This window comes from Sphingobacterium sp. GQ94 (assembly GCF_059758715.1).
The window spans coordinates 103,210-125,633 of sequence record NZ_JCAXEC010000012.1; the positions used below are offsets into that span (position 1 = coordinate 103,210).

Annotated in this window: 24 protein-coding genes; 17 read left to right on the plus strand and 7 right to left on the minus strand. The window is 35.4% G+C overall.

What is annotated here, in order from left to right; translation table 11 throughout:
• Window positions 1-45 precede the first annotated feature (45 nt).
• Both AC6CHH_RS11970 and AC6CHH_RS11975 read right to left on the minus strand, forming a co-directional pair.
• A complete protein-coding gene (locus tag AC6CHH_RS11970; protein ID WP_498283131.1) occupies window positions 46-1,455 on the minus strand; it encodes a neutral/alkaline non-lysosomal ceramidase N-terminal domain-containing protein in 1,410 nt (469 codons plus the stop codon).
• A gap of 107 nt (window positions 1,456-1,562) precedes the next feature.
• Window positions 1,563-2,390 carry a ThuA domain-containing protein gene (locus AC6CHH_RS11975; RefSeq protein ID WP_498283133.1) on the minus strand — a complete coding sequence of 276 codons (828 nt, stop codon included), beginning with the start codon at window positions 2,388-2,390 and terminating at the stop codon, window positions 1,563-1,565.
• 771 nt (window positions 2,391-3,161) lie between these two features.
• Here AC6CHH_RS11975 and AC6CHH_RS11980 point away from each other — a divergent pair.
• The 9 genes from AC6CHH_RS11980 to AC6CHH_RS12020 all read left to right on the plus strand — a co-directional run bounded on the left by AC6CHH_RS11980 (window position 3,162) and on the right by AC6CHH_RS12020 (window position 9,280).
• Window positions 3,162-3,359: a hypothetical protein gene (locus AC6CHH_RS11980; protein ID WP_498283135.1), complete on the plus strand. Its 198-nt coding sequence runs from the start codon at window positions 3,162-3,164 to the stop codon at window positions 3,357-3,359.
• A 312-nt stretch (window positions 3,360-3,671) separates the two neighbouring features.
• The gene (locus tag AC6CHH_RS11985; RefSeq protein ID WP_498283137.1) at window positions 3,672-4,178 is read left to right on the plus strand and encodes a GbsR/MarR family transcriptional regulator; all 507 of its coding nucleotides are present in this window, start codon (window positions 3,672-3,674) and stop codon (window positions 4,176-4,178) included.
• A 71-nt stretch (window positions 4,179-4,249) separates the two neighbouring features.
• A complete protein-coding gene (locus AC6CHH_RS11990) occupies window positions 4,250-5,071 on the plus strand; it encodes a DCC1-like thiol-disulfide oxidoreductase family protein (protein WP_498283139.1) in 822 nt (273 codons plus the stop codon).
• A gap of 7 nt (window positions 5,072-5,078) precedes the next feature.
• On the plus strand, window positions 5,079-6,005 hold the full coding sequence (locus tag AC6CHH_RS11995) for a TIGR01777 family oxidoreductase (protein ID WP_498283141.1): 927 nt from the start codon (window positions 5,079-5,081) through the stop codon (window positions 6,003-6,005).
• Window positions 6,006-6,009: 4 nt separating this feature from the next.
• Window positions 6,010-6,468 carry an SRPBCC family protein gene (locus AC6CHH_RS12000; RefSeq protein ID WP_498283143.1) on the plus strand — a complete coding sequence of 153 codons (459 nt, stop codon included), beginning with the start codon at window positions 6,010-6,012 and terminating at the stop codon, window positions 6,466-6,468.
• Entirely contained in the window at window positions 6,461-7,372 is a 912-nt protein-coding gene (locus tag AC6CHH_RS12005) for an SRPBCC family protein (RefSeq protein WP_498283145.1), read from the plus strand. Before AC6CHH_RS12000 ends, AC6CHH_RS12005 begins: the two co-directional genes overlap by 8 nt.
• Window positions 7,359-7,832, plus strand: a complete 474-nt coding sequence (locus AC6CHH_RS12010) for a luciferase domain-containing protein (RefSeq protein WP_498283147.1) — start codon at window positions 7,359-7,361, stop codon at window positions 7,830-7,832. The genes AC6CHH_RS12005 and AC6CHH_RS12010 overlap by 14 nt, the downstream gene beginning before the upstream one ends.
• Window positions 7,833-7,892: 60 nt before the next feature.
• Entirely contained in the window at window positions 7,893-8,459 is a 567-nt protein-coding gene (locus AC6CHH_RS12015; RefSeq protein ID WP_498283149.1) for an RNA polymerase sigma factor, read from the plus strand.
• Window positions 8,460-8,461: 2 nt separating this feature from the next.
• Window positions 8,462-9,280 carry an anti-sigma factor gene (locus tag AC6CHH_RS12020; protein WP_498283151.1) on the plus strand — a complete coding sequence of 273 codons (819 nt, stop codon included), beginning with the start codon at window positions 8,462-8,464 and terminating at the stop codon, window positions 9,278-9,280.
• 371 nt (window positions 9,281-9,651) lie between these two features.
• Here AC6CHH_RS12020 and AC6CHH_RS12025 read toward each other — a convergent pair whose 3' ends face one another.
• Together AC6CHH_RS12025 and AC6CHH_RS12030 are read right to left on the minus strand one after the other, a co-directional pair.
• Entirely contained in the window at window positions 9,652-10,479 is an 828-nt protein-coding gene (locus tag AC6CHH_RS12025) for a ferritin-like domain-containing protein (protein WP_498283153.1), read from the minus strand.
• Between the two features lie 22 nt (window positions 10,480-10,501).
• A complete protein-coding gene (locus AC6CHH_RS12030; protein WP_498283155.1) occupies window positions 10,502-11,221 on the minus strand; it encodes a ferritin-like domain-containing protein in 720 nt (239 codons plus the stop codon).
• A 388-nt stretch (window positions 11,222-11,609) separates the two neighbouring features.
• On the opposite strand from AC6CHH_RS12030, the gene AC6CHH_RS12035 reads away from it, so the two are divergent.
• The 4 genes from AC6CHH_RS12035 (at window position 11,610) to AC6CHH_RS12050 (ending at window position 13,951) form a co-directional block, all read left to right on the plus strand.
• Window positions 11,610-12,407, plus strand: coding sequence for an alpha/beta fold hydrolase (locus AC6CHH_RS12035; RefSeq protein ID WP_498283157.1), 798 nt, complete (start codon window positions 11,610-11,612; stop codon window positions 12,405-12,407).
• A gap of 34 nt (window positions 12,408-12,441) precedes the next feature.
• On the plus strand, window positions 12,442-12,885 hold the full coding sequence (locus tag AC6CHH_RS12040) for a DinB family protein (RefSeq protein ID WP_498283159.1): 444 nt from the start codon (window positions 12,442-12,444) through the stop codon (window positions 12,883-12,885).
• A gap of 77 nt (window positions 12,886-12,962) precedes the next feature.
• Complete coding sequence (locus tag AC6CHH_RS12045) at window positions 12,963-13,373, plus strand: nuclear transport factor 2 family protein (RefSeq protein ID WP_498283161.1); 411 nt, start codon at window positions 12,963-12,965, stop codon at window positions 13,371-13,373.
• Window positions 13,374-13,459: 86 nt separating this feature from the next.
• On the plus strand, window positions 13,460-13,951 hold the full coding sequence (locus AC6CHH_RS12050) for an anthrone oxygenase family protein (RefSeq protein WP_498283163.1): 492 nt from the start codon (window positions 13,460-13,462) through the stop codon (window positions 13,949-13,951).
• Window positions 13,952-14,043: 92 nt separating this feature from the next.
• Here the strand turns inward: AC6CHH_RS12050 and AC6CHH_RS12055 are convergent, their stop codons facing one another.
• Genes AC6CHH_RS12055 through AC6CHH_RS12065 form a run of 3 tightly spaced genes read right to left on the minus strand, consistent with a single transcriptional unit; the run spans window position 14,044 to window position 18,499 of the window.
• On the minus strand, window positions 14,044-15,036 hold the full coding sequence (locus AC6CHH_RS12055; protein ID WP_498283165.1) for an SMP-30/gluconolactonase/LRE family protein: 993 nt from the start codon (window positions 15,034-15,036) through the stop codon (window positions 14,044-14,046).
• 48 nt (window positions 15,037-15,084) lie between these two features.
• On the minus strand, window positions 15,085-16,443 hold the full coding sequence (locus AC6CHH_RS12060) for a Gfo/Idh/MocA family protein (RefSeq protein ID WP_498283167.1): 1,359 nt from the start codon (window positions 16,441-16,443) through the stop codon (window positions 15,085-15,087).
• A gap of 28 nt (window positions 16,444-16,471) precedes the next feature.
• Window positions 16,472-18,499 carry a beta-L-arabinofuranosidase domain-containing protein gene (locus AC6CHH_RS12065; protein WP_498283169.1) on the minus strand — a complete coding sequence of 676 codons (2,028 nt, stop codon included), beginning with the start codon at window positions 18,497-18,499 and terminating at the stop codon, window positions 16,472-16,474.
• 634 nt (window positions 18,500-19,133) lie between these two features.
• Here AC6CHH_RS12065 and AC6CHH_RS12070 point away from each other — a divergent pair.
• The 4 genes from AC6CHH_RS12070 to AC6CHH_RS12085 all read left to right on the plus strand — a co-directional run bounded on the left by AC6CHH_RS12070 (window position 19,134) and on the right by AC6CHH_RS12085 (window position 22,076).
• Window positions 19,134-19,805, plus strand: a complete 672-nt coding sequence (locus AC6CHH_RS12070; protein WP_498283171.1) for a response regulator transcription factor — start codon at window positions 19,134-19,136, stop codon at window positions 19,803-19,805.
• Window positions 19,806-21,107 (plus strand): sensor histidine kinase, encoded by a 1,302-nt coding sequence (locus AC6CHH_RS12075; protein ID WP_498283173.1) that lies wholly within the window; start codon window positions 19,806-19,808, stop codon window positions 21,105-21,107. It abuts the gene before it with no gap.
• A gap of 61 nt (window positions 21,108-21,168) precedes the next feature.
• The gene (locus AC6CHH_RS12080; RefSeq protein WP_498283175.1) at window positions 21,169-21,612 is read left to right on the plus strand and encodes a PepSY-like domain-containing protein; all 444 of its coding nucleotides are present in this window, start codon (window positions 21,169-21,171) and stop codon (window positions 21,610-21,612) included.
• A 20-nt stretch (window positions 21,613-21,632) separates the two neighbouring features.
• Window positions 21,633-22,076, plus strand: coding sequence for a PepSY-like domain-containing protein (locus AC6CHH_RS12085; RefSeq protein WP_498283177.1), 444 nt, complete (start codon window positions 21,633-21,635; stop codon window positions 22,074-22,076).
• Window positions 22,077-22,424: the final 348 nt, after the last annotated feature.

Consider the following 22,424-nt stretch of genomic DNA (forward strand, 5'->3'; position numbering starts at 1 on the left):
TATTAACTCATATCATATATGTATATAAAAATTATAGATTCATTTTCAGTTTTCATTATCCAGATTCAATTTTGCATCCCGTAACATTTGATTTGCTAGAATCACAAGTTTCAGACCTGCATCTTCGGATCCAGATGTACCCTGCTCTACTTCATAGCCTCCATGATGTTTCTCATCAGGCATGCAGACATAATGAACGCCATTTCCATTGGAATAGCCTAAAACAAGTGTCTGAGGAAATGGTGATTTTTTTCTAATTTCATCGGCTAAGGAAGTCAAGGGTTCACCAGGAAGTCCGACGATAGCTAATGGCCCTATTGTGATTACCTGCACTTCTGCTTCAATACTAGAAAGACCGGTCCTTTCTTTCCCTCGATCCGATGTCGGGAGACTTACTTTTTGTTGAAATGTTTGAATCGGGGTGATTGAAAGTTTAGCACTGTATTTATAAGCGATTGAGGCGAGTTCTGCCAGGCCGGTGGCCATCTCCTTCACCGCATCTGAACCCCGCCTCCAAGGATTTATGTCTCCCGCAGCACCTTGCAGGAAAATCGACTCCCCAGTGAGCGATTGATTTAATTTCGCAGCAGCAGCGCTTGGCCAATCTCCTGAGATATCATTCGAATAGGGATAAATAGCTACTGCATGAACTGCTAAATGGAAAATACTAACAATATTTTCTCCTTTTTTATCACGAAAAGAGACTAATGACATTGCCCTATCCATCGGACCGAATATAGCACCTCCCATTAATACTTTAGGGTTCCATTCATCATGCTTATAATTATATCCTTTAGGCGTATTCGCATCCTCAATTCCCCATTTTGGAGTACGCGGTCGTCTATTGTTCATATATTCGGAAGCATCAATTCTTCCAACCCAGAGAGACGCGGGCTGCAACAGCGCAACAGCTTCCTTTGTAGCCTCAATCGTGTTGGTAATCAATTTTTGTTTCCACGCAACAAAATATGGATCATCATTAATATTTTCGATATAACGTGTAGTCCACCATGTTTCGTTTTCCTTTCCACGAAAACCTTCCTTATAAATTGGTGACCAAGGAGCAGAGTGGTTATGGGTTGCATTAACCAAAACATTTTTCATGGGAATTCCCAATAGTTCAGTAATTCTCTTACGTATTTCCGCTGTCGCGGACTCATTGGCATCCACCAGATCCCAAGAAATGATAACAGAGGTATTATTTAGACTATCCCTGATCACAAGCGATCTGACATATATAGAATCCTTTATCGTTAAGTAAGGCTTCCCGGTAACCCAATTTTTTACTTTTGCATTTGGCGTAATGTTTCTTTTACTTATCCCAACTTGAAGCTGTCGTTGATTTGACTTGTACGACGCCCCGAAAATATCAAGGGGGGAAGTCAATACCAGTAGACTTAGAAAATACATGCTTAGAGTAAAGACAGGTTTAGTATTTATTTTGAGGAATATCATGTAAAATGAATTAGGCGCAGATATATAAAAGGTTAATCGAATGTGCTAAATTTTCATATGATCAACACTGGAATTATGATGATCGTAATTAAGTCAAATGCCAAAAGTTACGTATCATCATTCATAGTCCACGCGATCGCATTTTCTAAAAGCTTAATAAAATTGTGATTATTAAAATCCGTTGGATAACCTAGCGAGGTATAAAAAACACGACTACCTTCATAATATCGCCTCCAAGCAATTGGTTCGACTCGATTACCACTCACGCCTTGAAGCAATACCCAGGCATCTTTAACTACTAAAGGATCAACCAAATAAAGATTCCCATCACTAATCCATTGCTTTTCATTTATTCCATATAAGATTTTGTCCATCCGTTGCTCCTCTCTTACCTGAACTCCAGTTTTAGAAGTCGCCACATCATATCCTCTATTCTCACATCCCAAAACTTTTGGAACGAATTCAGGCCATTCCTCAAAACCATCGGCAGCTTTTTCGCCTTTAAGAAGCGTAAACGCATGATTTGCAGTTCTTATCCCAATAAGCCCCCCACCATTTTTAAGGTATTTTTTCAATAGGTTCATTTGATTTGATGCTATTGCCAACCGACGAAAAAAAATAACGACTAAATCTGCATCTCTTATAATTTCAAAATTTGGAAAACTGTAAGCAATCCGGTTTGATTTTCCAATTAGTACCGTTGTTTCATAAGGATGTTTTGCTGACAAATATTTCGCAAATTCAGGAATGGTAATATGCGCTGCATAATTATCAGGATCCTCACTTACTAAAAAAACGATATGAGTAGTATCAGCAATTCTATTTAATACAGGAGATTTCCCGAAAGTTCCAACTCCTAATAAAACAAACAACAACATAATTAGAATTCCTTTATTCAATCTCCCATATCGTGGCAAATAAATTTTCTCATTCATTTTCATTCTATTAAAAATTTTTTCAAATCTTTCGAACTATAGCTTGTCATATGGAAAGCCCCTACCAAGCTTTTCAAATGGATATTTCTATATACGTCCTATATAAATACTATAAAAACAATGTAATAGCTATCATAATAGCTTAGATTTTTCGGATTCTATTGCCTATACTGTTATATTAATTCTCATCTACATGGTGGATTATCCTAGTTGTTTCGGAAGTGATTCTCAGGTAATAGAAAAAATCATGCTATAGTCCCTTTCCCACTATCCCTCCTAAAATAGCCGCCTTAGTCAACGGATTGCAATGTTTTTCTGCCTTTCTTTATTCCGCTAAGAAAATTGGGGTAAAATTTATTGTATTTATCGTCATAATTTAGTTCATAAAAAAACGTTCACGTACCCGTTTTGCAGCATAATTAGTTAAAACAATTATAATATTAATAATATTATAATTATTAAACAAAATAATAAATTATATTCCCAGATAACCTTTAAACGCTTATGAATTTCCTGTACAGGTTTTATTACGTTTTCTTTTTAATTTATTCAAAATTTAAGAATGAAGTACCGTGGTTTGGTTCAATTTGTGTGATTACTATTTGCTTTTGCATGACTATTACTGGAATTATAGGTGCGACAGGACTATTTTACCCCTTGATGGATTTATTGAAGATTCCTGGAGTCCACTATAAAATACCTTTATTCCTGTTTACCACTAGTTCTATATGTTTCATAGGTCTCGTGTTTTCCTACCTTCTATTTATAAAAATGAAGGTATCAAGAAAAGATGGTAAGCACCCTACTTATGCGTTTAATCCAACTAAAAAAGACAAGTTAGTAGTATATTCGGTGGCTGTTATTTCTTTTAGTTTACCATTTATAATGAAAAAGATTCTAATGTATTTTGATTGGACGGGTTTCCGGTATATATCATTTGTTCTTCAGGTTAAAGCCCATATTTTATAAAATATTTTTCAACGTAATTTGCTACTTACGAAGCATCCTAAAATAAAAAAACATGAGAATTCAAATGCGACAAATACTAACTTAAAACGTTTGTATTTCAGAGTTTTAGTAAATCACTTATATTATGAGAACGCGGCAATGTTATAATGATCTATTTTTTTGCTTATCCCCTTACGCAATTTATTTTGTATAAAAATGCAGAACAATCGTTTATTACCAATGCCCTTTACATTCGCTATGAGGAATTTGTATAGAAATACATGAACTTTCAATATATTTTGAAAGTTTAATAAGTATACATATATTTGTTCTATGGAACTCGCTGAAGCAAAGAAAAAATTTATTGAAGCCTGGGGCAAACTGGGATCTGAATGGGGAATAAACCGCACAATGGCCCAGATACACGCATTATTACTCATCTCTACCGAAGCACTTACCACGGAAGATATTATGGAAACATTAAGTATCTCAAGAGGTAACGCAAACATGACCTTAAGAGACCTTATAGGTTGGGGGTTGATAGAGAAGCAACATAGGGCTGGAGAACGTAAAGAATATTTTTATGCGGACAAAGACACCTGGAATATTGCACGACAAGTTGCTAAGGAACGTAGAAAGCGAGAACTCGATCCTGTAATAAAAATTCTGGATGAATTGGTCAAAGTGCAAGGTGATGCCAAGGACCCAGATTATAAAACGTTCAATAAATCCATAACCGATATCAATAAACTGGCAAAGAATGTTGATAAAACACTAGATACGATGTTAAGAGCTGAAGAGAATTGGTTTTGGGGATCATTATTTAAAATATTTAAATAATGTATTTTTTTAAAACAATGTTTCAATTTTTTCTGAAAATTCAATAAACACATTCACTATAGTATTATCCAATGAAAAGACTTAAAAATCATCTTTTGCTCTTCGATGCCGAATGTCCGATGTGCGAAATGTATACAAAGACCATTGCAAGTAGTGGATTAATGGCTAAAAATGGACTAATTGCTTATCAGACCATACCTGAAGAGTCTTGTCCGATAATCGACCGGAAAAGAGCAGCGAATGAAATAGCACTGTTCAACAAGGATACTGGAGAGGTAACCTACGGCATAGAGAGCTTATTTAAGTTGTGCGCAACAGCAGTTCCTTTTCTTAAACCAATTCTTTTATTCAAGCCATTCGTCCGGTTAATGCGTAAGGCATATACGTTTATTGCTTCCAACCGAAGAGTTATGATCCCGAATACCAGACAAGAAAGTGAATTTGAATTCCAACCAAGTTTAAGAATCAATCATCGTATAGCCTACCTAATTATTACATGGTTTATTACCGCATTTATTCTCTCTCGTTATGCGCAATTATTATCTGAAATGCTGCCTGAAGGAAACCTTTGGCGTGAATACATAATATGTGGTGCTCAAATAATTTTTCAGGGGTTGATTATCGGTCTTGTTAAGAAGAACAAACGCTGGGATTATCTAGGGAATATGATGACTATTTCTTTTGCTGGTGCATTACTCCTGTTGCCTGGTCTATTTTTAGCACAATGGCTAGATCTACATCCTTTGTTTTATATTGGATGGTTTTTGGGAGTTGCAGTCTTAATGTTATTCGAGCATATCAGGAGAAGCAGACTTTTAGGAATTGGTTGGTCTTTGACTTTTACTTGGATCCTTTTTCGCATTCTGGTTCTCCTACTCATAATTTCAATCTAATACTACTATGAAATACAATAAGGTTGTTCTTGCCGGTGGAAATGGATACTTAGGCAAAGTTTTGGCTGAATATTATAAACCTCTTTCAAAACAAGTGATTATATTAAGTAGAAAGGCAGGAGCTGATCACGAAAATTGCAAGACAATAATTTGGGATGGGCACACAAAGGCCAATTGGACAAAAAATCTGAATGATGCCGATTTATTGATAAACCTTTGCGGTAAAAATGTAAATTGCCGATACACAGAAAAGAATAAGGCTGAAATTGTAAGTTCAAGAATAATACCGACCAAATTATTAGGTTCCGCGATGCAATCTTTAGAAAATCCGCCAAAGCTATGGATCAATGTTACCTCTGCGACCATTTATCGACATGCTGAAGACCATCCACAGGATGAGGATGACGGTGAAATAGGCAATGGTTTTTCGATAGAAGTCTGTCAAAAATGGGAAGATACATTCTTTGAAATTGATACACCCCATACCAGGAAAATATCCTTGCGAATGGGGATTGTACTCGGTCATTCAGATGGAGCTTTTCCAAGACTACTTAATCTTGTAAAGTTTGGATTTGGCGGAAAACAAGGAAATGGACAGCAATACGTATCATGGGTTCACGAGCAGGATGTAGCAAAATCTACTGAGTGGTTATTACAGCATGAGAATCTTAATGGAATAATCAATTGCACCTCTCCTATGCCCTTGAGAAATAAAGATTTTATGCAAGCTCTTCGCAATGCATATGGCATTTCTATGGGTTTGAGTTCTCCAACATGGCTACTTAAAATTGGGGCGGTTGTAATTGGAACCGAGACAGAGTTGATTCTAAAAAGCCGTTGGGTCGTGCCTAAGCGACTTTTGGATAGTGGATATACTTTCGTGTTTCCTAAAGTGGAACATGCAATTAATGACATCTTAAGTATTAGAATCTGACACAATGCCGAAATTCACATTAACAACACATATTAGAGCGCAGACGGAAGTCTGTTTCGACCTGGCTAGAAGTATAGATCTGCATCTAGAGACTATGTCTCATACTGGGGAAAGAGTTATTGCAGGAGTCAAGCATGGTTTAATTGGTTTAAATGAGACAGTCACTTGGAAAGCAAAACACTTTGGAGTGGAAATGGCATTAACAAGCAAAATAACAGACTATAACTATCCTTCATTTTTTGTAGATAAAATGATCTCCGGTCCATTCAAAAAACTAGACCACAAGCACCTCTTTGAACAAAAAGGCGAGTATACGATAATGACTGATGAGTTCAGCTACGAATCACCGTTGGGAATACTAGGAAGGATGGCAGATATAGTATTTCTTAATAAGTACATGCAAAAACTGATTAAACAACGAAATTTATTTATAAAACAAAAAGCTGAACAAAACTATGAATAAGAAAACTTACTATTCGACCATATTGAAAGGGATTATCCTTTCGAATCTTTTCGCGTTCATCATGATCGGCATCACGAAATACCTAAAACCCGACCCAGGTATCTTAGTGTATGCAGAGTTTGTTATTCTCCCCATTTTGATGGGAATAATTTGTGCGTGGTGCTGGAAGTTACTTCGATTGAAAAGTAAATCATTGATCGGCTATTCTTGTCTTAACGGGTTAGTAGGGATTTTGCTAAGTGCTATATTCCTAGGTGAAGGAGTAATCTGTTTACTCATTGTCTCTCCGCTGATTCTGGTTTTTGTTATCACTGGTGCATTTATCGGCAAAGTAATGTTCAAAACAAACAATACGAACGTGAATATAAGTATCCTTTCGTTGCTGTTTATGCTTTTTGTCATAGATTCAATTTCCACACCACATTATGAAAACCAAGTTTCTGACGTGGTGATTATTAATGCTACCCCAGAAGAAGTCTGGGAACATGTGGTAGCCTTTGACAAAATAGAGGAAAAGGACAAGTACTGGTTGTTTCAGATCGGAATGCCCATGCCAGTTGCCGCAACTGTTAGTGGCCATCATATTGGAGCTGAACGAAAATGTATTTTTAGTAATGGTTATACTTTTGATGAAAAAATAGTTGTTTTTCAACCGTTGCGTGATCTAACCTTTGACATTGTTAAACAGCCCAAAGATCCTGAGATTATGGGCCACATTGATATTCTCAAAGGTCAATTTTTGTTAAAAGACAACGGTGATGGAACAACTACCTTAACAGGTAATAGCTGGTATCGCTTATACGTTTTTCCAGTTTGGTATTATGACATCTGGGCGGAAAGCATAACACGAAATGTTCATTTGCGGGTAATGTATCATATAAAAAAGCTAAGTGAAAAAGCATAAGACCTTTTCTTTTATTGTTAAAAATTTCAGTTTCCTTAAATCAGTTCCATTATTACCGCATGTTTTTGACGTTTGCCTGAAAATATGGCTTTTAGTATCAAAACCCGAGCTTTTGGATTGGCTTGATGAGCTTGAAGCAGAAGTCTTAAAATGGAAAGGCACAAGTATCAGTATGCATAAATTTGGAGGGATTCAGTTTAATTGCAATGGAAAGGAAATTGGACATTTACATAGTAATGGTTTATTAGATGTATTATACAACCGTAAAATAAAGGAACGATTACTGGTTGACGGACGGGTTGAGACTCATCATGTTTTTAAAAATACTGGATGGATTAGTTTCTATTTGGATAAATATAACGATAAAAAATATGCTCAATATTTATTGTTTATTAGTTATTCCGAGATTACAACTCAAAAAGACACGATGAGACAATGTAAAACCGAAACGTTAAATTAATAGCTGATCTCGTACATTAGTTTCAAATTATTAAACTATATTTGAAGCAAAATTAACTGATTGAGCCCAATACACTTTTTAGCTGAAGATACATTGATCGACTTACTGAAGAAGAAAGATCGGCGTGCCTTCAATTATCTGTATGATAATTATGCGGGAGCCTTATATGGGGTCGTTATTCGCATTGTTTCATATAAAAAATATGCTGACGAAGTGATACAGAACGTTTTTGTCAATATTTGGTCCCATGTGGAATCATTTAACAAGGAAAAGGGACGTTTGTATACATGGATGATAAACATTGCGCGTAATGCAGCAATTGATTATATCAAGTCAAAAAATGTTCAAAACGAACAAAAAAACCAATCGCTTCCAGATATCGTAAATAAGGCAGAAAGTCATACTTTTACTTTAACAGAACAATCCGAAAAAACAGATTATATCGGATTCAAAAATGTGTTGGAAAAATTAAAACCGGAATGGAGGAAACTGATTGAAATGGCTTATTATGAAGGGTATTCTCAACAGGAAATTGCGAACCATCTGAAGATCCCCTTGGGTACAGTTAAAACCAGGGTACGATCTGCTTTACTTCATTTACGGGAAATATTAAACGAATTGCAATAACTGTGGATATTAAAGAATATATATCGTCCGGGATTATCGAATCATATGTTTTAGGGCTTGCCACTGAAGAGGAAGTGAGCATCCTAGAATGTATTCGTAAAAACAATCCGGAGGTTCAACAAGCGATTCTTGATACCCAATTGCTCATGGAGGATTTTGCAACTCATAATGCCGTTGTACCTGAGGAAAAACTTAAGGAGGTACTTTGGGATCGTGTTTCTAAATCACCAGTAGAAACCAGTTCAGATTTATTGAATAAAGAGGTCCCTATTCACAATCTCCAAACAGATAAGCAAACAATAGTTCAATTACCATCTAGAAAAAGGCAACCAATATGGATTGCTGCATCTGTAATTGTAGCAATTAGTTTAGCCGCTAATGCTTACCTTATCATTCAACAAACGCGCGAGCGACAAAAAACGCAACAAGCCATCATCGTTCAAGAAGACACAAAGGAAAAATTACGAAAGGCAGAAGAACGCTGGCAAGTATTGCAACGACCGTCCGTCAAAACTATCAAACTACAAGGGGTTGAAAAATTTCCTGAGGGATCAGCGATTATCTTATGGGATACAGAGACTTCAAATGTCTTTTTAGCAGCCACCAATCTACCGGTCGCGCCTTCTGGTAAACAGTACCAACTGTGGGCTATTGTCGACGGCCAACCCGTCAATGCAGGAATTCTACCACTTTCAAGAATAAATCCCTTATTAGAAATGCAACGTATTCCGAAGGCCCAGGCTTTTGCGATAACCTTGGAAAAAACCGGAGGAAGTCCCACCCCTACGCTCTCCGAAATGTACGTCATCGGGAACATATAAATAATCGTAAATAAATCTTTGATAAAAATACTTCTGGAGAAACACTGAGGATTAATGTGGCTTCATCATTCGGGAGCTAACATCTCTGTTAATCTACACATTAAGAGTAAATCGCAGAAACCGGACTTGCCTAAAGGATATAGAAATTCACTAAAATTAGAATGATTACTCTAAGTATCTTAAATCGAATTAGAAAAGAGAGCGGAAAGCAACAACATCAATTTTTAGATCTCAGAATTGCCAAATGGAAGCAAAATACAGTAAAGCTAGTTATCTAAAAATCTCTAATTTACAAACTGGAGAATTTAACAACACAAAAAAGCCCGCATCGTTAGATGCAGGCTGATGTTAAATTAGATCATATATTACCATTATTTTATGAAAAGTTTTGCAATATTCAACACGGCGGTATCTGTCAACGGTTCATCGAAAGACTGGGTAGCCGTATCCAAAGAAAGTTTACCGCTTATTCCCATTAAGGTTGTTATATCCACACCGCCTTGTACCTTGTTATCTTCTCCAGCATAAATAGGATCAACCGCTGCACCAATTCCTGAATCATTAGCTCCAGTTATCCATGGTTTTTGGTTCATCGCAGCACCACCCCTTGCACGGCGCATCTGTCGGATATGTGAGGCATGCCTTGCTTCAACAGAATGTATCTGTAATGCTGCTGTGAGAACGACTTTATTACCTTTCAATAAACCAGCCTGTCCTTTGTATGCACGTACACCAGTGTCTTCAAATGCTTGAGCAAGCGCTAAAAAAGTATCGTAATTGCTAAAAACCGTTGGAAAAGCGCCCCCTGCAGTAAAATCGAATGTAGGTTTAGAAACAGCCTTATTGCCAAGGACTTGTTTCAAAAAGGCCACATGTGCTACCTCATGATTCCGAATGGTTGTAATTGCTCCCATTGGTTTGCCCGCAGGAACTAAATTGGCACTGGCAGCACCTTTAGTATAGAATTCAGCTTCCAGATATTCTAAAGTTAGTGCGTAATTCAGTACTCCGGTCACATCCGTTGGCGTCTGCCCATATGCTTGCTTGAAAAGATCGTTTAATACGAAAGGCATTGCTGCGATTGAAACTTTTTTGCCAAAAGACATCATGCTCCGAATAGCTTCCCGACGGGGATTTACACGTTCATTGAACTCTGGATCAACTTGCGTGATAGTATCAAATATATTAAATAAGTTCATGTTAGAATAATTTTAGATTGAATTAATAAGTTGGTAAATCTCGAACATCTATTTTTGATTTAATAAAGGGAGCCGCTGTTTGCAAAACCACTGTTGGGCTCTTGGCTAAATCAAGACCATTATCATCAATAACTTCTTCATTAGCGAACGTACCATTGTCAATGAGGTCGCGAATTAGCGCAGCATGTCGTGCTTCAACCGATACAATCTTTCCAGCCAATAATAAGTAGGTCTCGTTTTTAATAAGCCAACCTGCACCATTATATGCCGAAACACCTAGGTCCTCAAAAGCTTTTGCTGTTCCCAATACACTCTCTCGACTCGAAAAATTCACACCTGAAAGGTTGAACTCGAGATTGGAAATTGCATTTTTTCCCAAGGCAGCTTTAAAAAACTCTCTGTGGGCAATCTCATGATCTCGGATGTCACTAAAGAGTGTCTTTTCCCAGTCATTCATACCAGAGTAAGGTTTGTTCGCTACCTCTATATAAAATGCCGCTTCTAATTGCTCTAAGGCATAAGCATAATTCAATATCGCGATATCACCACTACCAAAGTAAAATTTATTTCCACTCATATCCGGTCCATGATCAGTCTTATCACAGCCTATTATGCCGAGCATTGCTATTCCAGCAGCCCCGGCGCCAGCCATCTTTAAAAAATTCCTTCTGGCTAATAGCTCACTTCCTTGTTGATTATTTATTTCAACGGAGCTTTCTGATGTAGAGGTTGTCTCTTTCATAACCTAATTGTTTATTGTTTATAATCTATTGTTTATAGTCTATTGTTTATTTCATATACGAGATGGTTATAGCGATTGGATTTCAATTTTTACTTTTTTTTTAATTTGACCTAAAAAAAGAGTTAGTATATATGAATTAAAGGGTCTTGGTTTCAAAAAAAGTGTCCAGAAGAATTCTAAGGGAATAAAAGCATTAGAACGAATATGTAAAGGATTTGAATGATGCAGAGATATTGGAAAAATAATAAAAAGATAAAATTCAAAGGTTTGAATCCACTAAATTTAATTGTAGATTGAACCTAAATAAGTGAAGTCTATTACACTTTTGATCACAATTTCACGTATTCCTTTTGATTTTGTCAATAATGAAAGCAAACAAAACGATAAAATGACAACAAAGACAACAGACGGATTAATTTTCAATTCTGGTTTTTCAGCTGTAAATGGATTGAAAATGTACTACGAAATTTATGGACAAGGAAAACCTTTGGTTTTAATTCATGGAGGCGGTTCTACTATCCAAAGCAATTTTGGAAAAATTATTCCTTTATTGGCAAGAAACAGAAAAGTAATAGCGGTTGAATTGCAAGCTCATGGACGAACAAGTGACCGCATGACTAACCTTACATTTGAACAAGATGCGGACGATATTGCTACATTTCTTAAAAACCTGAACTTTCATAAAGTTGACTTTCTAGGTTTTAGTAATGGCGGAACCACGGCACTGCAAATAGCAATTCGACATCCGAAAATCGTCGATAAATTAATCCTAGGGTCTGCCCTTGCCAAACGAAATGGTGTTCCTGAATGGTTTTGGGAATTTATGAGCCGTGCTACATTAGAAAATATGCCTCAACAATTGAAAGATGAATATAAAAGAGTTGCGCCTGAAAAGAATAATTTGCAGATAATGCATGACAGAGATGTCAAAAGAATGGTGAATTTTAAAGATATAGCGGATGAACAAATCCAAGCTATTGCTGTCTCCACCCTAATCATTATCGGTGATAAAGATATAATAACCCCAGAGCATGCAATTGAGTTACACAGACAAATAACGGGTTCTAATTTAGCAATTATTCCAGGCGGACATGGCGAATATATTGGAGAAATAACGACGTTAAAACCTGACTTTAAAGAAAGTGAATTTGTGGTTCCAATGATTGAAAAGTTCTTAAACAATTAAGGTTAATATATTGCTAAAAAAGAAAATAGAACAAATGAGACAGTTTTTTAAAGAACTATTTGAATATAATCATCACTTCAACCTAAAGTTGTTGAACATTTTAAATGACAATCCAGACAAAACATTAGAAAAATCAGTAAAACTGTATAATCATATCCTCAATGCTCATCAAATTTGGAACAACAGAATTGATCCGGTTCAAGTCCAATATAAAGTTTGGGAAATTCATCTCAGAGAAGATCTTGAAGGTATCGAGAAGCATAACTTTGAACACTCCCTATTTATACTTGATCATTTCAACTTAAATGAAAAAATAAATTTCACGAATAACAAGGGAATGGTCTTTAATAATTGTATTCGAGATGTGTTTTTTCATGTAATCAATCACTATACTTACCATAAGGGACAAATCGCAACTGAGTTCAGGAAAAATGGCCTAGAGCCTCTGATAATGGACTATATCTTATATAAAAGTTAAAAGCTTGGTCAAATAGACAGAAGTAATTTTAAAAATAGTTAACAGATATTATAACTAAACAAAATAACAAATAAATCATGAAAGAAGGTTCTGAAACCACCAGAACAATTGTTCAACTTTTCTTGCAATATCTTACCCATAGAGAATTAGAGAAATTGGTCCTATTGTTTTCTGAAAACATTCAGTGGCATATACCAGGAAATGAAAAATTAGCACCATGGTTAGGCAAAAGAAGTAGTAGAAAAGAAGTTAAGGAATTTTACGAATTACTTTGGAAAAATACAGAACCAAAATCAGCAGAAATCAGAAACATATTGGTTGACGGCCAAAATGCAATATTATCAGGAATCTTTTCAACCAGAATGTTGAAGACAAATAAGGTTGTTGATTCTATGTTTTTTATTGAAATGGTTGTGGAAAACAATTTAATCATTGATTACCGATTACTAGAGGATAGTTTTGCGGTTTCTGAATCATTAATTGATTAATGTTAGACTATTCTCTTTTGAACACTCATCAAAGATACACGCTATTTTAATAACGTAGAGAAATTAACAACAAAAAATAATTGACAATGGGTTTTACAGAAATAATATTTGCACTAACAATATTACTAGTAGCGTTGATAGCGGGGCTTTTCTTCGCTTATACATTCTCTGTCAACTTAGGTTTAGGACAGCTAAATGATAAAGCTTATTTACAGGCCATGCAAAACATAAACAGGAAAATATTAAACCCCGTTTTCTTTTTTTGTTTTTTAGCTCCCCTTCTCCTACTCCCATTGACCGCTTTTCAACACTATGGTAATAACAATTTCATATTCATTTGCACGCTAATTTCAAACATTGGCTATTTAGCCGGAGTTTTTGGGATAACTGGAATCAAAAATATCCCGTTAAATGAAAAATTGGACTCATTTCAAATAGATACTGCAACAGATCAATCAATCCTACACATGAGAGAAATGTTTGAAAAACCATGGAATTTTTGGAACAACATAAGAACTATATTTTCTATTATTAGCCTCTTGGCCTTAATTATAGGCTGTATAAATTTGGTCAGGTGATAATCAGAAAACGACAGGAGCGCACCAGTAGTATAAACGCTTGACTTATTCAAAAATTACTGAACTGGGTGCCTGTTCCTAAATCAGTTCGGCTACTTGTTTTTTAGCTTCACTCTCAATAATTTATCTGTTGCGGTCATATATAAAAAACCATCGCCAGCTAAAGCACAATTGGCAGTTCTAATCCCCGATCTAATTCGACCCAAAAGTTTTCCATTGGAATCAATCACAATTATTCCATCGCCCGCTGCTGCATACATATTTCCTTGTCGATCAATCTTAATGCCATCTGCAGTTACTGATTCATTTGGAAAATGTTTCCCAAAATCAAAAAATACACGGGCATTTTCAACTCCATTCTTAACCGATAAATCATACACCATTACATAGGGTTTATCCCCATCACTAAGGGCAACGTAGAGTTTCTTTGCATCCCAGGAAAGAGCAATACCATTGGGCCGATCTAGATCTTTTATGATCTGAGTAATTTTTCCTTTGGAACTTAACCGATATACTCCATTTTCAACAATCTCTTTGTTTAGGGTGTCCTTTGTTCGATCAGGCAAACCATAAGGTGGATCTGTAAAGTAATAGTCTCCATTAGGATGCTGACAAATATCATTAGGGGAATTGAATTTTTTACCTTTCCATTGATCAATTAAAGAAGTGCTTTGCTTAGTTTGTAATGAAATCAAACTAATTCTACGATTCCCATGATCGCATGCAACAAGATCTCCTTTATGATTAATCAGTAATCCATTGGTTCCTGGTTCATCGCTGTAAAAATCAGCTCCAGCATAGCCCGAGGGCTTCATAAATTCTTGAAGCTTATTCTTCTCATCCCACTTATAAATAATATTTTTACTTGGATCACTAAAAAGTAGATATTTACTTTTCTCGACCCAAACGGGACCCTCTGCCCATTTCATTCCTTCAGCAATAATTTCAATAGCAGAAGAAGGATCAACTAGCTTCTCCATTTTCGGGTCAACTACCTCAATATGGCCTATTCTCGGATATTGGTTATTTATGGGAAACATAGTGAAAAAAATAAAAGAACTCAGGGCATAAAATAAATTCGTCATATCATCTAAATCTGTGGTATTGTGTCAAATACATAGCTTTTAACCTTATTATACTTTGAAATCCGTTAGGTCATCTATCTGGATTACTTTTCTCTGTTCAATGCTTTTTCTGGCGGCGATACCGATTAAACAAGACAAGGCCCCTTCCCTAACTCCTGCGCTTTGTTTCAATGGATCAGAAATTCCTGGTAAAAATACCTGATCTTGTAGTAGCTTATCTCCACCAGAATGGGATGAGCCACCATGAGGAATTTTTATAGATTCCCGCTTTCCAAAATTCTTAAACAGCACCAATTCATCATAATCATTTCCGGTAGAACTTTGAGATTCTTGGATCCAAGCGTCTAACCTTCCTTTAGTTCCGTTAAACGCAATTCTATACCCTTCATAGGGGGAATACGCAGTTAAAGAATAAGCAACTTGAACCCCATTTTTATAACCAATGGTGGCCGCCATTTTATCATAAATATTCACATCCTCCCTAAAAACACAGCCGTCTCGCAGGTAACCATCATACTGCTCATTATCCACATACAGATTCTTGTAATATTCATTTTTAGTTACATCCCAATAAAAATCACAAGTTTTACTATGCGTGCATGAACGACAATTTTCACCTCTAAATTTTCCATTTTTACCATAAAAGTCTAATGAACCTAGGGCATAGACAGAAATAGGATCACTTTGAATCCACCAATTCAAAAGATCAAAATGATGTGTTGCTTTATGTACCCAAAGGGAGCCACTATTTTCAACTTTTCTATGCCAACGTCTGAAATAATCAGCACCATGAGAAGTATCTAAATACCAATGAAAATCAACTGAGGTAATATCTCCAATTTCACCTTTACGCAGTATTTCCCAAATTTTTGCCCGGTGAGGAGAATATCTATAATTGAAGGTAACTCTGCATTTTTTCCCAGTTCTTTTCTCAGCATCCATAATTTGAGAAACCTTGATCTCATCGGTCGTCATTGGTTTTTCGGTTAAAACATCAGCCCCTAATTCCATCCCTCTAACAATAAATTCATGGTGGTTAGAGTCCATGGTACAAACAATCAAAAGGTCAGGTTTTGTTTCTTTCATCATTTTTTCAAAATCTGTATAGGTAGGGCAACTCGCGTTCATGTAATTTTTTGCAAAGGCCAATCTCCCTCGATTTTTATCGCACAAACCAACATATTCTACATGATCTGAGTAATTCTTGATGACATCTTTCCCCCACATACCGGTTCCTCTGGATCCTGTTCCTACAAGCGCCACTTTTGTTTTCTTTGTATTCGATTTTAAATCAAATTGATTTAAACCATCCCCTAAGATTGGTGTACCGCTTGAGGGAATAATCGTACTACCAGCTAAAATTCCTGAGGCAGCAATAAATTTACGTCTTGAGAATTGGTCATTCATAGGTATTATGTTTATATAGGTACTTTTCTTATTTACGAATCATTGGAAACTGAGCTATTCTCAAAGTAGAACAACCATAGGGAATAAGTCTAATCTCTTTCTCTTTTAAATCATCAATATTTAAACCATGCATATCAGCTGTTGGCATTGGTCCAGCCATCCCATTATATAACTTCCAAAAGGGCAATTGCCTGGCTTTAACTTTTATTTCGATTGGGCTATTCTCACGATTCCAGGGGAAGCTTTTATCAGTTCCTAAAACGGGATTAACTAGAAATAATTCCTTCATTTCTTCTTTTTTAAATAATGCAAGACCATAGTTCCAATCCTGCAATGGCGTGAATTCCAAATACGAATCACCAAATTCTATTTTTTCAGTATCCGAGAAAATAACTTCCTTCTCTTGGGAAGGGATATCCATTGCATACACCAATGGTCCGCGTACTATTGATCTGGATCCTTCATGGTATTGTTCAAAATTAAATTCCATAGGAAAGTCTAGAACCATTACATCATCATCTCTCCAAATCCTTTCGATTCGAGCGATCTCACCTGGAACGATCTTTGAATCCACCCGTTTGCCATTAATATATATTGTTGGATTTTTACTCCAACTGGGAACTCGAATATGATATGGAAATTCAATACCACCAGAATTATTGTGGCTTATCTTCAGGGTAATCTTTTCTTCAAATGGATAAAACGTTTCTTGATCAATCTGTATTTCCTCCATTTCTTTTCCTACTTTAACTTTCACTAAGGATTCAGAATAAATTAAGGATGCAACGCCAGAATCAGCACTAGCAAAATACAAATTTTGAGCAAATTTTGGCCACCCTTGATGCATGTTTGAAGTACAACAAGGATAACCCGTTAATAAACCATAGACCAGATCAGTTCCTGAATGGTTAACATCAAAATTATACATCTGTCTGGTTATTTGGACCTGATTTGCTTGCTGAAAATATTGTCTACGCATAAAATCATCAGAAATTTGAGTAGGAAGTGCATTAAAGGCTATCCTCTCCAAATGTTCAATATAATCCACATCCCCAGTGATTTCCACCATCTCCTCCAGGGAGTACATCAATTCCACTGCGGAGCATAATTCCGAACCTTGGGTTGGATTACTTCCATGCAGTCCTTCATCACCTCCATACATTCCTTGTGCTTGTCCGTTGAAAAGCCGAATATCTTCCAGTCCTTGTTTGACGGCCCTCAAATGTTTCGGATCCTTACTTTGTTGATAATAAACAACGGGTTCCTTTAAACCTTGTGCCAAGTTTACACAGTGGATACTGCGATGTTTGGCCAACATCTTTCGATTTAGGAACTGCCTTGTAAAATCAAATCCTTGGGCATGTAAGATTTCGGATAACTCCAACAAGGCAGGATCCCCGGTGATATTGTACAACCAATACACAGCTTGTAGATTATCTGCGGAGCGGTATTCTGCCCAAAAGGTCCAATGTCCCAAAGGTGTTTTTTCTAATGTTTTTAATTGATAATGGAAGTATTTACTAAATAAATTGACTACTCGAATGTCTCCAGTAGCTGAATAATATTGTTGAAGAATTTTCAACATAACCATTTTGGGCCACCAATCCTTTGCGTTATTCCGCTGAAGACCCGGTTCCGGCTCAAAGTCTTTTGACGGACCAAAATAGCCTTCCTTATTTTGGCTCTGTATGGCCCACTCTACCCATTTTTGAGCTTTAGCTTTTAATTCGCTATCATCCAACAAGTAGGCCAAGGGTAGTAAACCATCAACCCAATAGGGTCCCCGCTCCCATTGATCTCCATCCCCACCCAGCCAGCCATTTCTTTGCCCCATGACCTTTGGATAAAGTTTATCTAATTGACCAGTCGCTCCCTTTCCCTGTCTATTTAGCATTTCTCTTAACCATCCTTTAACCTGAATTGACCCTAGAGGCAGTTCAATAAATGGTTTTTCAATTAACGGTGCGCGATTTTTACGATATGGTTGACCTATTAAAGAAGAATAAGATAGACCCAAAAGTATAAGGAGCGTTAAATATCGAGAAATTCTATGCATACAAAAGGTTTAAGAAACTGATTTTCTGAAATTAAGGTACAAAATGATAGCTTCATTTCCAAGAAAGTAAGTCTATTAGCTACAAAAATAATGTATAATATTTTGTCCTATTCCATGTAAAAATTATGTGTTCGAAGCTTCAACGGACAAAACGACAGTACCTTTACAATTATCTATCTAGAGCAAAGAATAAGAACACAAATCATAAGAAAGCTTACCAGCTATAAATCCTTTTACAAAGGAACTTAATCAAAAACCCCCAAGTTGGAAAACAAGAGCGATAAAATGTATTCGTACTAACTTGAATATCCTAGCTAAAGAACACGTAAGCTTAAGTATGGCATAAAAAGTAAAAGAAACAGGTAAAAAATGTTAAAAGACGTTAAAAGCCGAAGCTTAAAACAAAACGGCACGGAACTTGAATAATGTTTAGCTCATAATTTAGGTTAATAATTGGTTAGTTAAGACTCCTTAGGTTCCCCGCCTGAGGAGTCTTTCATTTTGGGTAAATCTAAAAAAGAGGCCGATCCTGTCTTTAATAAATTGTCAGATACAACTAAGCGAAAAATCATTTATAGCATTCCAGAATGTTTTCAGTTTCTAAGGCGATAATTGTACTTTAGTGTAAAAAAAAATGAAAATCCTAATAATAGAAGATGAAATAGCATTATTGGAAAGTCTGAAGGAATTCTTAGAATCTGAGAAATTCCTAATTGAGACTGCAAAAACATATGATGAAGCTTTGCAGAATGCACTCACCTACGAATACGATTGTATTTTATTGGATATTATGTTACCAGGTGGCAGTGGACTCGACATTCTTCATGCTTTAAAGGATGCAAATAAACAACAACCCATTCTTATACTGTCTGCCAAGGATTCGGTAGAAGATAAAGTCAATGGTTTAGAAATTGGCGCCGATGATTACCTAGCAAAACCATTTCATTTAGCGGAATTATTAGCGAGAATTAAATCAATTATTCGCCGAAATTCCAGAGATGGAAATATGAATGTTTTATATAAAAATGCGACTTTATCTCCTGATGATAGATTGGTCTTAATAGACGGTAAACCATTGTCACTTAATAGAAAAGAATATGATATCTTATGTTATTTCCTATTAAGACCGAATAAACTTGTCGAAAAAACAACTTTAGTTGAATCCGTGTGGGGAAATTATACCGATCAATCTGATAATCTAGATTTCATTTACTCTCAGATAAAAAATATTAGACGTAAAATTAAAGATTCAAAAGCCGAATTTGATATTCAAGCAATATACGGTGTTGGATATAAACTTGTTTAGATGGCTATTTCAGTAAAAAATTATACAAATAGATATTTGGCTTTGGCCATCCTAATTATTATGGCCATTTGGGCATTATTATTTTATGCGGTATTAATGGATGAGGTATATGATAATATCGATGACGGATTGAAAAATCAAAAAATCGAAATAATTCGCGAAGCTTATGATAACCCAGAGATACTAAACAAAAGTAATTCCTTTGGAATTAATCAATTTAGAATAAGCACATCCAAGGATTTTGAAAACTTGGATAATAATCATTTTTCAAAGAAATTGATATATATGCCCTATGATGAAGAAGAAGAACCATACCGCATATTAGAAACCGGTTTTTACAGCAAAGAGGGAAAACCGTATAAATTGGAGATCAGAACATCAACCGTGGAGGAAGATGATTTTTTAATTAATTTAGCAATATCACTTACTGTATTATACATTTTAATCGTTCTGAGTATTCTTGGCATTAATTATCTTGTCCTGAACAGGGCGTGGAAACCTTTTCAAGCTATTCTTAAAAACCTAAGTCTTTACCGATTTGGAGAAGCAAAAAGTTTCCAACCTATCCCCACGGAAGTTCTTGAATTTGAAAAATTAACCATGCATATCCAACAAATGATCAATAAGAACGAAGAGGTATTTCAAGGACAAAAACGATTTTTAGAAAATGCTTCACATGAATTACAAACTCCATTGGCCATTACCATTAGTAAGTTAGATTTGCTGATTCAGGATGAGCAAACCAATGAAAAACAACTCATGAAAATAACTGAAGCTAAACAAGCTTTACTAAGGATGGTTGCCTTAAATAAATCGTTGTTGATGCTTTCTAGAATTGATAATAATCAATATCCAAATTTAGAAGAAGTAAACTTTAACCAAGTTATCAGCAACATGATTGAAGATCTGGAAGATATTATCACCTATAAAAAGTTAAATACAACGATTAATCAGCAAGGTCTCTTCTTAGCAAAATTTAACTTAGAACTAGTTCAAATACTAATTTCTAATCTAATAAGTAATGCGATTAAATATAATAAAGAAAATGGACAGATTATTATTGACATCAACAGTGAGATCGTTAAGATTGCCAATTCAAGTTCATCAGAAGCATTAAATCCCAACTATATTTTCGAGCGGTTTCATAAAGGTAGTCAAGATCCAAACTCCAACGGATTGGGTTTATCAATCGTAGAGACAATTTTAGGAAAATATCCGAGCATTAAAATTGAATATACATACGAACTGGGTATGCACATTTTTTCAATAAAAAAAATAAATCAAAAAACTCAAATTTCCTAAATATTCCCATTTCTTTCCAAAATTGGATTTGATATTTGTTTAAAATCAAAATAATAATGATATGAAAACAATAGCAAATCTATTTTTAATTTCAGCAACTCTATTGAGTTCCTTAGCAGCCACAGCGCAAGAAAAGGTACTTGAATACGCCCAGTTACCTAAGAAAGCACAAAACTTTATCACTGATTTTTATGCAGGTCATAAATTATCTTTAGTTAGTTCAGACAAAGAATTTTTTTCAGGTATTGAATACAAAGTTGTATTGCAAAATGGAACAGAATTGGAATTTGATAGCAAGGGCAATTGGATCGAGGTAGATGCAAAATTAAAACCCATTCCAGGAAAAATTGTTCCCAGCGCAATTTCAATCTATGTTGATCAAAAATTTCCCAACAATCAAATCGTACAGATCAATAAAAATAGTAAAGGTTATGGTATTGAGTTAACCAGTGGAATTGACCTAGAATTCAATAAAAAAGGAGAATTTATCAAAATAGACGACTAACATACATAAATCAATTAAAAATGAAAAAATTACACTTAGGATTAACAGCATTGATCACTTGCGCAGTACTTGCAGTTTCATGTGATAAAGAATCTATTAAAAATGAAGATTTGCCAAATGCAGCCTCAGAATTTCTAATGAGTCACTTTGCAGAAAATAAAATCTTAAACATCAATGAAGAAAGAGAAGGATTAACTGGGAAAGAGTATACGGCAATTTTGGATAATGGCACGAAAATAACCTTTGACAAAAAGGGCCAATGGATTGAAGCGGAAGCTCCCATTCGTACTGCGCTGCCTGGCTCGTTTATCCCTACTGGTATTTCGAGTTACGTAACTAAAAATCATTCCAGTGAACAAATTTCATCTATCGATAAAGAAAAACATGGTTATGATGTAGAATTAACCAATGAATTAGAATTGGTTTTTGATAATCAGAGTAATTTCGTTCGGTACGAGGATTAACTTACTCAGTAATTTATAAAGGGTCGATTCCTAAAATCATATTTGGTTTGAAGATGACATCTTAAATTTTAAACACGTCCTTGTTTTATAAAATGGTAATTTTCAAATCGAAAATTACCATTTTATATTAGCCTTCTATTCTCTAAAGACGCTAATCCTTATTCCGAATTCAAAAAAGTATCCTTAGAAAAATCATAAGCTTGTAATTCGTATTCCTAATACATGGAATTTGTTTGTAGTCAACCGAATTTCTGATTAAAATATCTACAGAAATAACATTGCACTATAGAACAAGGGTCTGATCATGGAACAATTTCATGGTTAAATTGTCTTTCATTTAAATGCAAT

What these genes read in the sequence shown, in the direction of transcription:
- AC6CHH_RS11970 (WP_498283131.1), bottom strand. Translation starts at nt 1,455, where the DNA reads ATGATATTCCTCAAAATAAATACTAAACCTGTCTTTACTCTAAGCATG.
- AC6CHH_RS11975 (WP_498283133.1), bottom strand. Translation starts at nt 2,390, where the DNA reads ATGAATGAGAAAATTTATTTGCCACGATATGGGAGATTGAATAAAGGA.
- AC6CHH_RS11980 (WP_498283135.1), top strand. Translation starts at nt 3,162, where the DNA reads ATGAAGGTATCAAGAAAAGATGGTAAGCACCCTACTTATGCGTTTAAT.
- AC6CHH_RS11985 (WP_498283137.1), top strand. Translation starts at nt 3,672, where the DNA reads ATGGAACTCGCTGAAGCAAAGAAAAAATTTATTGAAGCCTGGGGCAAA.
- AC6CHH_RS11990 (WP_498283139.1), top strand. Translation starts at nt 4,250, where the DNA reads ATGAAAAGACTTAAAAATCATCTTTTGCTCTTCGATGCCGAATGTCCG.
- AC6CHH_RS11995 (WP_498283141.1), top strand. Translation starts at nt 5,079, where the DNA reads ATGAAATACAATAAGGTTGTTCTTGCCGGTGGAAATGGATACTTAGGC.
- AC6CHH_RS12000 (WP_498283143.1), top strand. Translation starts at nt 6,010, where the DNA reads ATGCCGAAATTCACATTAACAACACATATTAGAGCGCAGACGGAAGTC.
- AC6CHH_RS12005 (WP_498283145.1), top strand. Translation starts at nt 6,461, where the DNA reads ATGAATAAGAAAACTTACTATTCGACCATATTGAAAGGGATTATCCTT.
- AC6CHH_RS12025 (WP_498283153.1), bottom strand. Translation starts at nt 10,479, where the DNA reads ATGAACTTATTTAATATATTTGATACTATCACGCAAGTTGATCCAGAG.
- AC6CHH_RS12030 (WP_498283155.1), bottom strand. Translation starts at nt 11,221, where the DNA reads ATGAAAGAGACAACCTCTACATCAGAAAGCTCCGTTGAAATAAATAAT.
- AC6CHH_RS12035 (WP_498283157.1), top strand. Translation starts at nt 11,610, where the DNA reads ATGACAACAAAGACAACAGACGGATTAATTTTCAATTCTGGTTTTTCA.
- AC6CHH_RS12040 (WP_498283159.1), top strand. Translation starts at nt 12,442, where the DNA reads ATGAGACAGTTTTTTAAAGAACTATTTGAATATAATCATCACTTCAAC.
- AC6CHH_RS12045 (WP_498283161.1), top strand. Translation starts at nt 12,963, where the DNA reads ATGAAAGAAGGTTCTGAAACCACCAGAACAATTGTTCAACTTTTCTTG.
- AC6CHH_RS12050 (WP_498283163.1), top strand. Translation starts at nt 13,460, where the DNA reads ATGGGTTTTACAGAAATAATATTTGCACTAACAATATTACTAGTAGCG.
- AC6CHH_RS12055 (WP_498283165.1), bottom strand. Translation starts at nt 15,036, where the DNA reads ATGACGAATTTATTTTATGCCCTGAGTTCTTTTATTTTTTTCACTATG.
- AC6CHH_RS12060 (WP_498283167.1), bottom strand. Translation starts at nt 16,443, where the DNA reads ATGAATGACCAATTCTCAAGACGTAAATTTATTGCTGCCTCAGGAATT.
- AC6CHH_RS12065 (WP_498283169.1), bottom strand. Translation starts at nt 18,499, where the DNA reads ATGCATAGAATTTCTCGATATTTAACGCTCCTTATACTTTTGGGTCTA.
- AC6CHH_RS12070 (WP_498283171.1), top strand. Translation starts at nt 19,134, where the DNA reads ATGAAAATCCTAATAATAGAAGATGAAATAGCATTATTGGAAAGTCTG.
- AC6CHH_RS12075 (WP_498283173.1), top strand. Translation starts at nt 19,806, where the DNA reads ATGGCTATTTCAGTAAAAAATTATACAAATAGATATTTGGCTTTGGCC.
- AC6CHH_RS12080 (WP_498283175.1), top strand. Translation starts at nt 21,169, where the DNA reads ATGAAAACAATAGCAAATCTATTTTTAATTTCAGCAACTCTATTGAGT.
- AC6CHH_RS12085 (WP_498283177.1), top strand. Translation starts at nt 21,633, where the DNA reads ATGAAAAAATTACACTTAGGATTAACAGCATTGATCACTTGCGCAGTA.